Source organism: Streptomyces musisoli (genome assembly GCF_016741855.1).
Classification (GTDB): Bacteria; Actinomycetota; Actinomycetes; order Streptomycetales; family Streptomycetaceae; genus Streptomyces; species Streptomyces musisoli.
The window spans coordinates 413,865-427,482 of record NZ_JAERRH010000005.1 but is presented as its reverse complement, the minus strand read 5'-3'; the positions used below and the strand labels follow the sequence as shown (position 1 = coordinate 427,482).

Below are 13,618 nucleotides of genomic sequence, written 5' to 3'. Positions count from 1 at the left end.
CGGGCATGACGACTTCCCTGACCGTGCTGCGGGACCGCAACGCGGGGCTGTACCTGACGGCGGTGGTGGTGTCCGGCTTCGGCACCTCCTCGCTGTGGCTGGCGTCGGGCGTGTGGGTGAAGGACCTGACCGGCTCCGACGGTCTGGCCGCCCTGTGCATGCTCGCCATGTGGGCGCCCACCCTCGCCGGACCGGCGCTCGGCACGCTCGCCGACCGGTTCCCCCGCAAGCCCCTGCTCATCACCCTGGACCTGGGTCTCGCGGCCCTGCTCCCCACCCTGTTCGCCGTCGGCTCCCCCGGCCGCCTGTGGCTGCTGTTCGCCGTCCTGCTGGTGTACGGCGCCGCCGGTGTCGTCCACGACGCCGCCGAGTCGGCGCTCGTGACCGCCGCGGTCGGCCCGGACCTCCGCGGCGACTTCAACGGGCTGCGGATGACGGTCACCGAGGGCATGAAACTCGTCGCCCCGCTCACCGGGGCGGGCCTGTACACGGCCTTCGGCGGCCGGGCCGTCGCCTGTCTGGACGCGGTCAGCTTCGTGCTCGCGGCCGGGGTGTGCGCCCTGCTCCGGGTACGCGAGGAGCGGCCCGTGCGGTCCGGCGCGGGCTGGTGGCGGGAGACCGCCGAGGGCGTCCGGCACCTGTGGGGTCACCCGGGACTGCGGCCGCTGGTCGGGGCGGGCGGCACCACGATGCTGCTGACCGCGCTGAGCGCCACGACGGTGTACGCCGTGGTCGACCGCCTCGGCCACTCCCCCGCCTACACGGGCGTGCTCTACGCCGCCCAGGGCGCCGGCTCGGTGGCCGCCGGGCTGCTCGCCGGGCCGGCGCTGCGGCGGCTGGGCGGCCGGCGGTTCGCGGCGGCCGGGATCGCGCTGACGGGGGCCGCGGTGGCGGCGCGGGCCGTGCCGTGGGACCCGGCGGCACTGGCGTCCGCTGCGGCGGGCGGCCTGGGGCTGCCCTGTGTGCTGATCGCCGCGCTCACCGCGGTGCAGCGCGAGACCCCCGGCCCGCTGCTCGGCCGGGCGACGGCCACCGCCAACACGCTGATGTTCACTCCCAACGTGCTCGGGCTGGCAATCGGCGCCGGCCTGGTGGAGGTGGCCGGTCCCGGGCTGCTGCTGCCGCTCTACGGCCTGGCGCTGCTCGGGACGGCGGCCCTGCTGCCTCAGCGGGAGGACAGCGCCGCGCGCACCGCCGCCAGGTCCCCGTCCGACGCCAACCCGGCGTGATACAGCCGCAGTTCCGTCGCACCTTCGGCACGCGCGCGTGCCGCGTCCGCCGCGAGGGTGGCGGGGCTGCCGCCCATGCCCGCAACGACGGTGAGGTTGGCGGCCAGCACCGTGTCCTCCCGCGCCCGCTCCGCGAAGGGCGCCAGCAGGGCCGTGCCGCCCGTGCAGGGCACCACCACGCCGTCGGCCACCGACAGGATGTGGGCGGGGTCGACGCCCACGTTGGCTCCGCAGTGGTAGGAGACCGGGTCGGCGTGCAGCAGGACGCGGAAGCCGGCGGGCGCGGCGGCGCGTACGGCGGCGACGGCCTCCTCCTGGAGGGTGCCGGCGATGGTGTCGCGCCAGGCGCGCGTGGCGGCCGCCGTCTCCTCGCCGAGCAGTTTCACGGCCGTCGGCCAGCCCTCGTCCCCGGCCGTGCCCCGCCACAGCGGCTCCAGCGCCCCCCGCACGGCCGCCGCGAGGGCGTCCGCGTCCAGGCCCCGGCCGCAGTAGCCGGCCCGGCAGGACGGGCAGAAGCACAAGGACATCAGGTACTGGCCGGCGTCCCCGAGGCCCACGCCGGCGGTCTTGTCGTGGGCGTGCAGGTGCTGGAGCCCGTACCAGCCGAGGGACTCCAGTTCGGTGCCGTGCGCGCCGGGGCGTACCGCGGCCTCGGCGGCCAGGTCGACCAGGTACGCGCGCGTGGCGGGCTGGGCGATGCAGGGCGCCCACGGGTAGCGGTCGCCGTAGGCGTTGACGACCGAGGTGTCGGGGTGTTCGGCGCCCAGCCGGGAGTTGTGGGCGAGGACGACCCAGGTGTGCACCTCCAGGCCGGCCGCGGCGAGGGCCTCGGCCGCCTCTCCGTAGGCGTTGCCGGGTGCCCAGCGGCCGGCCGGGTAGGGGCGCAGGCCGCGGCCCGCCCAGCGGTCGCCCGGGGGGTAGAGGACGGCCGCGTACTCGGCGGTGACGATGCGGTGCCGGGGGTGGCGCGGGGTCAGCGCGCGGGTGGAGTGGTAGGCGGCGGCAAGGGTGACCTGTCCGACGCCGAGTCCGGCGATGCGCGCGGGGGCCCCGGGGTCCCCGTTGACGTCCCAGGGGTAGACGAACGCCGATGCCTTCACGCGGCCTCCCCGTACCGCGCCTTCACGCGTCCTCCCCGTACCGCGCCGGGCCGTGCTCGCTCACGCGTCCTCCTCCAGCAGGGCGTGCCCCCGCTCGATCAGCCGGGCCAGTTGTTCGACGTGCTCCTGCGCCGGCTCCTGGAGCGGGGGCCGGACCTCGCCGACGTCCAGGCCGCGCAGCCGTACACCCGCCTTGACGAGGGAGACGGCGTAGCCGCTGCCCTGCGAGCGCAGTTCCACGAACGGGTGGTAGAAGCCGTCCAGGAGGCGCCGCAGGGTCACCGTGTCACCCGCGGTGAGGGCCCGGTGGTAGGCGAGGGCGATCTCGGGGGCGAAGCAGAAGACGGCCGAGGAGTACAGGGTGACGCCGAGGGCGTGGTACGCGAGCTGGGTCTGCTCGGCGGTGGGCAGGCCGTTGAAGTACAGGAAGTCGCCCGGGGCTCCGGTGCGGACGGCGCTGACGATCCGCTGCATCAGGCCGAGGTCGCCGAGGCCGTCCTTGAGGCCGGTGATCCCCTCGGTGCGGGCCAGCTCGACCACCGTCCGCGGGGCGAAGACGGCGTTGTCGCGCTGGTAGACGATCACCGGCAGCGCGGTGGCCGCGGCGACCTCGCGGTAGTGCCGCAGCAGTCCCTCGTGGCCGGCGTGCACGAGGTACGGCGGCAGGGCGAGGAGGCCGTCGGCGCCCGCGTCCGCGGCTAGACGGGCGTAGCGGACGGCGAGGGCGGTTCCGTACCCGGTGCCCGCGACGACCGGGACACGGCCTTCGGCCGCCTCGACGGCCACCCGGACGCAGGCCTCGAACTCCTCGGGCAGCAGCGCGTGGAACTCCCCCGTGCCGCAGCAGGCGAAGACGGCGGCGGCACCGGCCGCGACGCCCTGGCGCACGTGGGTGCGGTAGACGTCCGGGTCGAGTGAGCCGCCCGGGCCGTAGGCCGTGACGGGGAAGAAGAGCGGCCCGCTCGGCTCGCGGAGCCGGGCGGCGAGAGGGGCTGGCGTCACGGGCGCTCCCTGTCCGATGCATGCTTCTGATCGGTGTCTATATTTCTGAACGCCTTCACGCTACGGGCCGCTCTTGGAGCGGGTCAAGCGGGCGAACGGGCAACACAGCAGCGGATTTCCCCTTGTCGGGGCACACTTGACGGGGTGCGCCACCGCTCCCTAGCGTTTCCATGAATGTGAACCACGTCCACACATGCGGCCTTGGTCGAGGACAGCAAGGAGATCGAAGGATGCCCGCTCCCCGCACCGTCCTGCTCACCGGCGCCGCCGGCGGGCTCGGCACCCTGATGCGGTCCCTGCTGCCGGAGTACGGCTACGCGCTGCGCTTCTTCGACGTCCGTCCCGTCGAGGGCGAACCGGACGCGATCACCGCGGACCTCGCCGACGAGGAGGCGCTGCGCGAGGCGGTGCGGGGCGTGGACGCGGTCCTGCACCTCGCGGGCATCTCCCTGGAAGCGCCCTTCGAGAAGATCCTGCGGTCGAACATCGAGGGCACCTACAACCTGTACGAGGCCGCCCGCCGGGAGGGGGTGCCGCGGATCGTCTTCGCCTCCTCCAACCACGCCGTCGGTTTCACGCCGGCCCCGCGCGCGGGCGAGCCGCCGATCCCGGTCGACACCCCGCGCCGGCCGGACACCTTCTACGGCCTGTCGAAGTCCTTCGGCGAGGACCTGGCCCAGCTGTACTGGGACAAGCACGGCCTGGAGACCGTCTCCGTGCGCATCGGCTCCTGCTTCCCGGAGCCCACCAGCGTGCGGATGCTCTCGGTGTGGATGAGCCCGGCCGACGGCGCCCGCCTCTTCCACGCGGCCCTGACCGCCGAGGAGGTCGGCCACACGGTCGTCTACGGCTCCTCCGCCAACACGCGCCTGTGGTGGGACCTGACCAGTGCGCGGGCGCTCGGCTACGAGCCGCGGGACGACTCCGAGCCGTACGCCGGGAAGCTCGTCGCCGAGCACGGCGAACTGGACCCGGAGAACCCCGCCCACAGCCACCTGGGCGGGCACTTCGTGAACGACCCGCCGATCTGGCCGTACTGAGCCGCCCGACGGCCGCCGGCGGCCCTCCGCCGGCGCACGGCCTTCGGTGGCCGGAACCGAATCCCCCCCACGCGCGCGGGCGGGCACCGAACGGGCCCGCCCGCCGCCGCGTCCGGGCATCGACCGCGCCCGATCCCACACCCTTTCGCGCAGCCGCGCAGGTCCGCCGCGGGCACGGCCGCCGCACAACGGGCGCAAGCGGGCACGATCGGGCACCCAGCAGACCTGGTCAGCCCGGCGGACCGACGGTAGAACTTCCTCCATGGGCCCGAACGGGCAGTTCCGCGGTGGAAGTGGGTGACGACATGAGCATGCGGACCACGGAGGAACGCCGACGCGAGATCGTGCGGGCCGCGCGCGCCACCGGCTCGGTGGACGTCACCGCGCTCGCCGCCGAACTGGGCGTGGCCAAGGAGACCATCCGGCGCGACCTGCGCGCGCTGGAGGACCACGGACTGGTCCGCCGCACCCATGGCGGCGCCTATCCGGTGGAGAGCGCCGGCTTCGAGACGACACTCGCCTTCCGCGCCACCAGCCATGTGCCCGAGAAACGCCGGATCGCCGCCGCGGCGGCCGACCTGCTGGGCGACGCAGAGACGGTCTTCGTCGACGAGGGCTTCACCCCGCAGCTCATCGCCGAGGCACTGCCGAAGGACCGGCCGCTGACCGTTGTCACCGCGTCCCTGCCGGTCGCGGGCGCCCTCGCCGAGTCCGACCGGATCTCCGTGCTGCTGCTCGGCGGCCGGGTCCGCCCGGGCACGCTCGCCGCCGTCGACCACTGGACGACGAAGATGCTGGCCGGTTTCGTGATCGACCTCGCCTTCATCGGGGCCAACGGCATCTCCCGCGAGTACGGCCTGACCACGCCCGACCCGGCGGTGAGCGAGGTGAAGGCGCAGGCCGTGCGGGCCGCCCGCCGCACGGTCTTCGCCGGCGTGCACACCAAGTTCGGCGCGGTCAGCTTCTGCCGGTTCGCGGAGGTCGGCGCGCTGGAGGCGATCGTGACCAGCACCCTCCTGCCGGCCGCCGAGGCCCACCGCTACTCCCTGCTGGGCCCCCAGGTCATCCGGGTCTGACCGGCCGGACCCCGCCCGTCCCCACCCTCAGAGGCACCCCCTACCCAGAGGCGCCCGTTATGTCCCTATATCCGCCGTTCATGCCTTCATACCTCCAGGAGCGATCCATGCGTACCCCGAGCCGACGGAGGCCGCGAGCCACGCTCGCCGCGGCCGCCGCAGGCACGCTGCTCGCCCCGCTGCTCTCCGGCTGCTGGGCCGGTGCGGGCGGGACCGGTTCCGGCGGCGACGCCATCAACGTCCTGATGGTCAACAACCCCCAGATGACCGAGTTGCAGAAGCTGACCGCCGCCCACTTCACCAGGGAAACCGGCATCAAGGTCAATTTCACGGTCCTGCCCGAGAACGACGTCCGGGACAAGATCAGCCAGGACTTCGCCAACCAGGCCGGCCAGTACGACGTGGCCACGCTGTCCAACTACGAGATACCGATCTACGCCCGCAACGGCTGGCTGCACGAGATGAACTCGTATGTCGCGAAGGACCCTTCGTACGACGAGCAGGACGTCCTCCAGCCGATGCGCGAGTCCCTGACCGGCGACGACGGCAAGCTCTACGGCCAGCCCTTCTACGGCGAGTCGTCCTTCCTGATGTACCGCAAGGACGTGTTCGCGGCGAAGGGCCTGACGATGCCGGCCCACCCCACCTGGCAGCAGGTGGCCGACCTCGCGGCGAAGGCGGACGGCGCCCGGTCCGGCATGCGGGGCATCTGCCTGCGCGGACTGCCCGGCTGGGGCGAGGTGATGGCACCGCTGACCACCGTCGTGAACACCTTCGGGGGCACCTGGTTCGACAAGGACTGGACGGCCCGTCTCGACTCCCCCGCCTTCGTGAAGGCGACCAAGTTCTACGTCGGCCTCGTCCGCGAGCACGGCGAGTCCGGCGCCGCCCAGTCGGGCTTCGCCGAGTGCCTGAACAACATGACCCAGGGCAAGGTCGCCATGTGGTACGACGCGACCTCCGCGGCCGGCCTGCTGGAGGCGGACGGCTCACCGGTCAAGGGCAAGCTCGGCTACGCCCCCGCGCCCGTGGAACGGACCAAGTCGTCGGGCTGGCTGTACACCTGGGCCTGGGGCATCCAGCAGGCCTCCCGCAATCCGGACAAGGCCTGGAAGTTCGTCTCCTGGGCGTCGAGCAAGGGCTACGAGCAGCTCGTCGGTGAGACCAGCGGCTGGTCCGACGTGCCGGCGGGCAAGCGGGCGTCGACCTACACCAACGCCGCCTACCGGGCATCCGCCGCCGCCTTCCAGGAGATGACCAAGGAGGCCATCGAGAACAGCCGCCCGAACGACCCCGGCGTACAGCCGCGCCCCGCGCCCGGCATCCAGTTCGTCGGCATCCCCGAGTTCACCGATCTCGGCACCAAGGTCTCCCAGGAGATCAGTTCCGCCATCGCCGGACGGCAGTCCACGGACTCGGCCCTGAAGAAGTCCCAGCAGCTCGCCGAGCGCATCTCCAAGGAGTACGAGGGCCGATGACCGCGACGACAGCCCCCTACGCCGCGACACCCGTACGCGCCTCGCGGCAGCCCTCCGCCCGCCTGCGCGCCTGGGCCACCCGGGCCCCCCTCCTGCCCGCCCTCGTCTTCATGATCGCCGTGACCCAACTGCCGTTCGTGGCCACGCTGGTGATCTCCTTCTTCGACTGGAACGCCCTCTACCCGAAGGCCCGCCACTTCACCGGCCTCGACAACTACCACCAGGTCATGACCGACGCGGACCTGCGCCACTCGGTGTGGACGACCGTGCTCCTGACGGTGACGGTGGTCCTCGTCAGCCTGGTCCTCGGCCTGGCGCTGGCGCTGCTGCTGAACCACAGGTTCCGCGGCCGGGGCATCGTCCGCACCCTGCTGATCGCCCCCTTCCTGGTGGTCCCGGTGGCCGCCGCCCTGCTCTGGAAGCACGTCCTCTACAACCCCGAGTACGGCCTGCTCAACGGCCTGTTGCACTACGTCGGCGGGCCGCAGCCCGACTGGATCTCCCGTATGCCGCTGCTGGCGGTCGAGGCCTCCCTGGTGTGGCAGTGGACGCCGTTCATGATGCTGATCCTGCTCGCCGGTCTGCAGAGCCGCGACCCCGAGCAGATCGAGGCCGCGCGGGTGGACGGCGCGAGCGACTGGCAGATCTTCCGCCATCTGACGCTCCCGCACCTGCGCCGCTACCTCGAACTCGGCGCACTGCTGGGCTCGATCTACATCGTCCAGAACTTCGACGCGGTCTTCACGATCACCTCCGGCGGCCTGGGCACCGCCAACCTGCCCTACACCGTCTATCAAAGCTTCTACCAGGCCCACGAGAACGGCCTCGCCTCGGCCGCCGGCGTCCTGGTGGTCATCGGCTCGATCATCATCGCGACCTTCGCCCTGCGCGTGGTGTCGTCCCTGTTCCGCGAGGAGGCGTCCCGCGCATGAGCGACATCGGCGTGACGATCAGAAGGCACCGGGGCCTGGGCTACGGCCTGGTGGCCTGGCTGGCCGGCATCGTGTTCTTCCTGCCCATCGCCTGGATGGCGCTGACGTCCTTCCACTCCGAGGCGGACGCGGCGACCAACCCGCCCTCCTTCGGCGCCTCCCTCACCCTGGACGGCTACCGCGAGTTCTTCGGCAGCGGCGGCGGGGCCAGCCCCTGGCCGGCACTGATCAACTCGACGGTGGCGTCGCTGGTCTCGACGCTGTGCGTCCTGCTCCTCGCCCTGCCCGCGGCCTACGCGCTGTCGATCCGGCGCGTGCGCAAGTGGACGGACGTCCTGTTCTTCTTCCTGTCCACGAAGATGCTGCCGGTCGTGGCCGGCCTGCTGCCCATCTACCTGTTCGCGAAGAACACCGGGATGCTGGACAACATCTGGCTCCTGGTCATCCTCTACACCTCCATGAACCTGCCGATCGCGGTGTGGATGATGCAGTCCTTCCTCGCCGAGGTCCCGGTGGCGGTGATCGAGGCTGCGCAGATCGACGGCGCCCGGCTGCCGACGATCCTCGCGCGCGTGGTGGCCCCGATCGCCCTGCCCGGCATCGCCGCCACCGCCCTGATCTGCTTCATCTTCAGCTGGAACGAGCTGCTCTTCGCCCGGGTCCTGACGGGCGTGGTCGCCGAGACCGCCCCCGTCTTCCTGACCGGCTTCATCACCAGCCAGGGCCTGTTCCTGGCCAAGGTGTGCGCCGCGTCGCTCGTCATCTCCCTGCCGGTGCTCGCCGCGGGGTTCGCCGCCCAGGACAAGCTGGTCCAGGGCCTGTCGTTGGGAGCCGTCAAATGAAGGCCGCCGTCATCGAGTCCGTGGGCCGCGCCGTCGTCACCGAGGTCCGCGACCCGACGCCAGGGCCCCGCGAGGTCGTCGTCGAGGTCGCCGCCTGCGGCCTGTGCGGCACGGACCTGCACATCCTCCAGGGCGAGTTCGCGCCCAAGCTGCCGATCGTCCCCGGACACGAGTTCGCCGGCGAGATCGTCGCGGTCGGCGCCCAGGTCACCGAGGTGGCGGTCGGCGACCGGGTCGCCGTGGACCCCTCGCTCTACTGCTACGAGTGCCGGTACTGCCGCACCGGACACAACAACCTGTGCGAGCGGTGGGCCGCGATCGGTGTGACGACGGCGGGCGGGGCCGCGCGGTACGCGCTCGCCCCCGTGGCGAACTGCGTGAAGCTGCCCGAGCACGTGCGCACCGAGGACGCGGCCCTGGTGGAGCCCCTGTCCTGTGCGGTGCGCGGCTACGACGTCCTCCAGTCCCGCCTCGGCGCGCACGTGCTGATCTACGGCTCCGGAACCATGGGCCTGATGATGCTGGAGCTGGCCAAGCGGACCGGGGCGGCGAGCGTGGACATGGTCGACCTGAACCCGGCCCGCCTGGAGACGGCGCGGCGCCTCGGCGTGTCCGGCTCGGCGGCGAGCGCGGACGAGCTGGACCGGCCGCAGGGCTGGGACGTGGTCGTGGACGCCACCGGCAACGCGGCGGCGATCCAGGACGGCCTGGACCGGGTGGCGAAGGCGGGCACGTTCCTCCAGTTCGGGGTGGCCGACTACGCGACCCGGGTGACGATCGACCCGTACCGGATCTACAACCAGGAGATCACGATCACCGGTTCCATGGCCGTGCTGCACAGCTTCGAGCGCGCCGCGGAACTGTTCGCGGGCGGCGTCCTGGACCCCGACGTGTTCATCAGCGACCGGATCCCGCTGGAGCGGTACCCGCAGGCGCTGGAGCAGTTCGCGTCCGGCGTGGGCCGGAAGATCGTGGTGGTGCCGTAGGGGACCCGGCCGGCCGGGCCGTCCGGCCGCGTCCGCCGGTTCGTCGGGCGGGCCGGCTGGGTCGTTCGGCCGGGTCCGCCGGTTCGTTCGGCCGGTTCAGCCGGTTCGTTCAGCCGGTCGTTGGACCGGTCGTTGAGCCGGTTCGGCCGGTCGTTGGGCCGGTTCGGCGGGGTCGTCCGTCGGGGCGGTTCAGCCGTTCGGCCGGTAAGGGAACGGTAAAGCGGTGTCGTTCGTTCACCCGGCATGACAGCTATGACCCCTGGCTCGAACATCCCTCTCTCGGCCGCGCGCGTGACGGTGGACGTCTCCGCTCCGGTGCGGCTCGACGTGTCGGGCCTGCTGCTCACCGCCGACGGCAAGGTGCGTTCCGACGACGACTTCATCTTCTACAACCAGCCCACGGGCCCGGGCGTGACGTACCGCTCCGGCGGCGGCACGGCCCCGGACGCGGTCACGGTCGACACCGCCGCCGTGCCGCCGGAGATCGAGAAGATCGTCGTCACGGCCAGCCCGGACGCCGCCGGCCAGACCTTCCAGGGCATCGAGCCGACGGCCACGATCCGGGACGCGGACGGCGGTGCCGTGCTCGGCACGTTCACCCCGCCGCAGCTCGGCACCGAGACCGCGCTGGTGGTCGTGGAGGTCTACCGCAGGGGCGGCCAGTGGAAGGCGCGGGCCGTCGGCCAGGGGTATGCCGACGGTCTCGCGGGCATCGCGACCGACTTCGGCGTGTCGGTGGAGGAGCCGGCCGCGGCTCCGGCCGCGCCCGCGGCCCAGCCGCAGCAGCCGGCCGCCGCCCCCGCCGCCCCGCCGCAGCCGGCCGCCCCGGCACCCGGCGCCGGGAAGATCAACCTGGACAAGGGCCGGGTCAGCCTCCAGAAGAACCAGACGGTGTCCCTGGTCAAGGGCGGCCGCCCGCTGCTCTCGCAGGTGCAGATGGGCCTCGGCTGGGAGCCGGCGTTCCGCGGCAAGGACATCGACCTGGACGCCTCGGTCATCGCCTACGGACCGCAGCGCAACCACATCGACAGCTGCTACTTCGGCAAGCTGACGATCCTGAACGGCGCGGTCAGGCACTCCGGCGACAACCTGACCGGCGAGGGCGGCGGCGACGACGAGGTGATCGCGGTCGACCTCGGCCGCCTCCCCCAGGAGGTCACCGGTCTGGTCTTCACGGTCAACTCCTTCTCCGGCCAGAAGTTCACGGAGGTCGCCAAGGCGTACTGCCGCCTGGTCGACGCGGCCACGGGTGAGGAGCTGGTCCGCTTCGACCTCACCGCGGCGGAGCCCCAGACGGGCGTCATGATGGCCAAGCTCGTCCGCCAGTTCTCCGGCGAGTGGGACATGACGGCGATGGGCGACTTCGTGAAGGCACGGACCGTACGGAACATGGTCGAGCCGGGGGCGAGGGCGCTGTAGGGCCGACAGAAAGCGGGGCCGGACCGGAGCCGGGCGGGACCGGAGTCGAGCCGGGCCGGAGCCGGGCGGGACCGGAGTTGAGCCGGGCCGGAGTCGGGCGGGACCGGAGTTGAGCCGGGCCGGAGTCGGGCCGGGGACTCGCCGTCGCACTGACGGCCGCCGCCCGGCTGCGGCTTCGTCGTGGCCGGGCGCGCAGTTCCCCGCGCCCCTTCCGGGCGCCCGGCCTCAGCCGGATCGCAGGCCCTCGTGCAGCAGTCCCAGGTAGCGTCGGATCTCGCGCTCCCCCGTTCCCGCCAGCTCCGCGGCCGAGGCCACTCCGTGCGCCAGCCGCAGCACCTCGATCGGCTCCACATCCGCCCGCAGCGCGCCCGCCGTCTGCGCGGCCTCGACCAGCCGGGCCACCGCGCCCTTCACCACGTTCCCGCACACGGTCAGCGCCGCCGCGCTGCTCTCCGTCACCGCCGAGCCGAGCAGGGCCTTCATGCCCCGCACCTCAAGGGTGCCGACAGCCAGCTCGTACAGCCACTCACCGAGCGCCTCGCCCGGCGGCAGCTCCTTCGCCAGCTCGTCGGCGCGCGCTCCCAGCGCCTCGATGCGGTCCAGATAGGCCGCCTCCAGCAGCGCCTGCCGGTTCGGGAAGTGCCGGTAGAGCGTGCCCGAGCCGACGCCCGCCCGCTTCGCGATGTCGTCGAGTGACGCCTTCTCCCCATGCTCGGCGAAGGCCTCCGCCGCCACCTCCAGCAACCGCTCGTAGTTCCGCCGAGCGTCCGCGCGCATGGGCCTGCCCTGCGTCATCCACCCACTCCTTGCAAACCGGGGACCGTCTCCGTATCTTATCGAGCACTAAACGGAGACAGTCCCCGCTTAACGCCGTAGTGCTCCGTGGGCAGCTCATCCCTGCCCGCGATGCCGCGTGCCGGGGGACGACCAGACCGGGAGACCGCCTTGCCCACCCAGTCCGCACCGTTCACCCGCCCATCCGCACCCGCCGTGCCCGCGCCGCCCGCCCGGCTCGGCACCACCCTCCTCGTCATCGTCACGGCCTACCTGATGGTCGGCGTCGACTCCACAGTCGTCAACGTAGCGCTGCCGGACATCCAGCACGGCCTCGGCTTCAGCCGCACCGGCCTGTCCTGGGTCCTCAACGCCTACACCCTCACCTTCGGCGGTCTGCTGCTGCTCGGCGGGCGCGTCGGCGACCTCCTCGGCCGCCGCCGCACCTTGACCGCCGGCGTGCTGCTGTTCGCGCTGTCCTCCCTGCTCGGCGGTCTCGCCGCCGACGGCGGCCTGCTCCTCGCCGCCCGCGCGCTCCAGGGAGTGGGCGGTGCCCTGATCGCCCCGAGCACCCTGGCCCTGATCACCACGAGCTTCCCCGACGGCCCGCGCCGGCACCGGGCGCTGAGCGTCTACTCCTCCATGGCCGGCATCGGCGGCAGCATCGGCCTGGTCCTCGGCGGCATGCTCACCTCCTGGGCGTCCTGGCGCTGGGCCCTGCTCGTCAACGTCCCCATCGGCCTGGCCCTGGCCCTCGCGCTGCCCCGCTTCGTCGCCGAGACCGCGCGCCACACAGGCCGGTTCGACCTGCCGGGCGCGCTGACCGGCACGGCCGGCACGACCTCGCTGGTGTACGCGTTCATCCGGGTGTCGGAGGGCGGCTGGAGCGACTCCCAGGCGCTGCTCGGCTTCGCCGCGGCGGCCGTGCTGCTCGCCTTCTTCCTCCTGGTCGAGTCCCGGGCGGACCAGCCGGTGCTGCCGCTGCGCCTGTTCGCCGACCGGAACCGGGCCGGCGGGTACGTGGCCATCCTGCTGCTGCCCGCGGGCATGTTCGGCGCCTTCTACTTCCTCACCCTGTTCGGCCAGCAGGTGCTGCGCTACAGCCCGTTGCGCGCGGGCTTCGCCTTCCTGCCGCTGACCCTGGTGATGTTCACGACCGTACGGCTGGTGCCGCGGCTGCTGGCCCGGTTCGGCACCAAGCCGGTGCTGCTGACCGGCCTGTCCCTGGCCGCCGCCGGCACCGGCTGGCTGGCCCGGCTGCAGCCCGGCGACGGCTACGCCACCGGGCTGCTCGGCCCCCTGGTCCTGGTGGGCCTCGGTCTCGGCATGAGCTTCATGCCGCTCAACGCGACGATCCTGTCCGCCGTCACCCCGGAGGAGGCGGGCGCGGCCTCCGGACTGCTCCAGACCCTTCAGTGGCTGGGCGGCACGGTCGGCCTGTCCGTCCTGGTGACGGTGTACGGCACGGCGACCCGGCACGCGACCGGCTCCCCGGACACCGTCCTGACCCGGGGTGCCGCCCACGCCTTCGCCGCCGGCGCCCTGCTCACCCTGGTCGGCCTGCTGGTGACGGCGACGGTGCTGACCGGCAGGCGCGCGGCCGGCCGCCGGGCGGCGCTGTAGGCCGCCCGGGCCGGCCACCCGGCGGCTGCTCAGGCGGCCGCACGGGCATCCGGGCGGGCGGCTGGTCACGCGGGTTGCTGGTCAGGTGGCCGGTCCGGCTCCGGGCCGGCCACCCCG

At 73.0% G+C, this 13,618-nt stretch carries 12 protein-coding genes; 9 read left to right on the top strand and 3 right to left on the bottom strand.

The annotated features are described in order from the left end of the window. Positions 1–5 precede the first annotated feature (5 nt). Positions 6–1,229 (top strand): MFS transporter, encoded by a 1,224-nt coding sequence (locus tag JK361_RS17175; RefSeq protein WP_201818668.1) that lies wholly within the window; start codon positions 6–8, stop codon positions 1,227–1,229. On the opposite strand, the gene JK361_RS17170 is transcribed toward JK361_RS17175, so the two are convergent. Then, positions 1,166–2,329: a hypothetical protein gene (locus JK361_RS17170; protein WP_201818666.1), complete on the bottom strand. Its 1,164-nt coding sequence runs from the start codon at positions 2,327–2,329 to the stop codon at positions 1,166–1,168. The two genes, JK361_RS17175 and JK361_RS17170, sit on opposite strands and share 64 nt — an antisense overlap. A 60-nt stretch (positions 2,330–2,389) precedes the next feature. Continuing rightward, a complete protein-coding gene (locus JK361_RS17165) occupies positions 2,390–3,331 on the bottom strand; it encodes a 5-dehydro-4-deoxyglucarate dehydratase (protein ID WP_201818664.1) in 942 nt (313 codons plus the stop codon). Positions 3,332–3,561: 230 nt separating this feature from the next. Between JK361_RS17165 and JK361_RS17160 the strand changes: the two genes are divergently transcribed. The 7 genes from JK361_RS17160 (at position 3,562) to JK361_RS17130 (ending at position 11,104) form a co-directional block, all read left to right on the top strand. Further along, a complete protein-coding gene (locus JK361_RS17160; protein WP_201818662.1) occupies positions 3,562–4,371 on the top strand; it encodes an NAD-dependent epimerase/dehydratase family protein in 810 nt (269 codons plus the stop codon). 305 nt (positions 4,372–4,676) lie between these two features. After that, positions 4,677–5,447 (top strand): DeoR/GlpR family DNA-binding transcription regulator, encoded by a 771-nt coding sequence (locus JK361_RS17155; RefSeq protein WP_201818659.1) that lies wholly within the window; start codon positions 4,677–4,679, stop codon positions 5,445–5,447. Between the two features lie 107 nt (positions 5,448–5,554). Continuing rightward, entirely contained in the window at positions 5,555–6,925 is a 1,371-nt protein-coding gene (locus JK361_RS17150; protein ID WP_201818658.1) for an ABC transporter substrate-binding protein, read from the top strand. Further along, positions 6,922–7,857 (top strand): carbohydrate ABC transporter permease, encoded by a 936-nt coding sequence (locus JK361_RS17145; protein WP_201818655.1) that lies wholly within the window; start codon positions 6,922–6,924, stop codon positions 7,855–7,857. The genes JK361_RS17150 and JK361_RS17145 overlap by 4 nt, the downstream gene beginning before the upstream one ends. Continuing rightward, positions 7,854–8,699 carry a carbohydrate ABC transporter permease gene (locus JK361_RS17140; RefSeq protein WP_201818653.1) on the top strand — a complete coding sequence of 282 codons (846 nt, stop codon included), beginning with the start codon at positions 7,854–7,856 and terminating at the stop codon, positions 8,697–8,699. The genes JK361_RS17145 and JK361_RS17140 overlap by 4 nt, the downstream gene beginning before the upstream one ends. After that, positions 8,696–9,685 carry a zinc-dependent alcohol dehydrogenase family protein gene (locus JK361_RS17135; RefSeq protein WP_201818651.1) on the top strand — a complete coding sequence of 330 codons (990 nt, stop codon included), beginning with the start codon at positions 8,696–8,698 and terminating at the stop codon, positions 9,683–9,685. Before JK361_RS17140 ends, JK361_RS17135 begins: the two co-directional genes overlap by 4 nt. A gap of 252 nt (positions 9,686–9,937) precedes the next feature. Beyond that, a complete protein-coding gene (locus JK361_RS17130) occupies positions 9,938–11,104 on the top strand; it encodes a TerD family protein (protein WP_201818650.1) in 1,167 nt (388 codons plus the stop codon). 225 nt (positions 11,105–11,329) lie between these two features. Here JK361_RS17130 and JK361_RS17125 read toward each other — a convergent pair whose 3' ends face one another. Then, on the bottom strand, positions 11,330–11,899 hold the full coding sequence (locus tag JK361_RS17125) for a TetR/AcrR family transcriptional regulator (RefSeq protein ID WP_201818647.1): 570 nt from the start codon (positions 11,897–11,899) through the stop codon (positions 11,330–11,332). 111 nt (positions 11,900–12,010) lie between these two features. On the opposite strand from JK361_RS17125, the gene JK361_RS17120 reads away from it, so the two are divergent. Then, positions 12,011–13,501, top strand: coding sequence for an MFS transporter (locus tag JK361_RS17120; RefSeq protein WP_201818917.1), 1,491 nt, complete (start codon positions 12,011–12,013; stop codon positions 13,499–13,501). The last annotated feature ends 117 nt before the right edge of the window (positions 13,502–13,618 follow it).

Bases quoted from the DNA above. Each gene is read 5' to 3' on its own strand.
- JK361_RS17175 (WP_201818668.1), top strand. From the start codon at position 6: ATGACGACTTCCCTGACCGTGCTGCGGGACCGCAACGCGGGGCTGTAC.
- JK361_RS17160 (WP_201818662.1), top strand. From the start codon at position 3,562: ATGCCCGCTCCCCGCACCGTCCTGCTCACCGGCGCCGCCGGCGGGCTC.
- JK361_RS17155 (WP_201818659.1), top strand. From the start codon at position 4,677: ATGAGCATGCGGACCACGGAGGAACGCCGACGCGAGATCGTGCGGGCC.
- JK361_RS17150 (WP_201818658.1), top strand. From the start codon at position 5,555: ATGCGTACCCCGAGCCGACGGAGGCCGCGAGCCACGCTCGCCGCGGCC.
- JK361_RS17145 (WP_201818655.1), top strand. From the start codon at position 6,922: ATGACCGCGACGACAGCCCCCTACGCCGCGACACCCGTACGCGCCTCG.
- JK361_RS17140 (WP_201818653.1), top strand. From the start codon at position 7,854: ATGAGCGACATCGGCGTGACGATCAGAAGGCACCGGGGCCTGGGCTAC.
- JK361_RS17135 (WP_201818651.1), top strand. From the start codon at position 8,696: ATGAAGGCCGCCGTCATCGAGTCCGTGGGCCGCGCCGTCGTCACCGAG.
- JK361_RS17130 (WP_201818650.1), top strand. From the start codon at position 9,938: ATGACCCCTGGCTCGAACATCCCTCTCTCGGCCGCGCGCGTGACGGTG.
- JK361_RS17125 (WP_201818647.1), bottom strand. From the start codon at position 11,899: ATGACGCAGGGCAGGCCCATGCGCGCGGACGCTCGGCGGAACTACGAG.
- JK361_RS17120 (WP_201818917.1), top strand. From the start codon at position 12,011: ATGCCGCGTGCCGGGGGACGACCAGACCGGGAGACCGCCTTGCCCACC.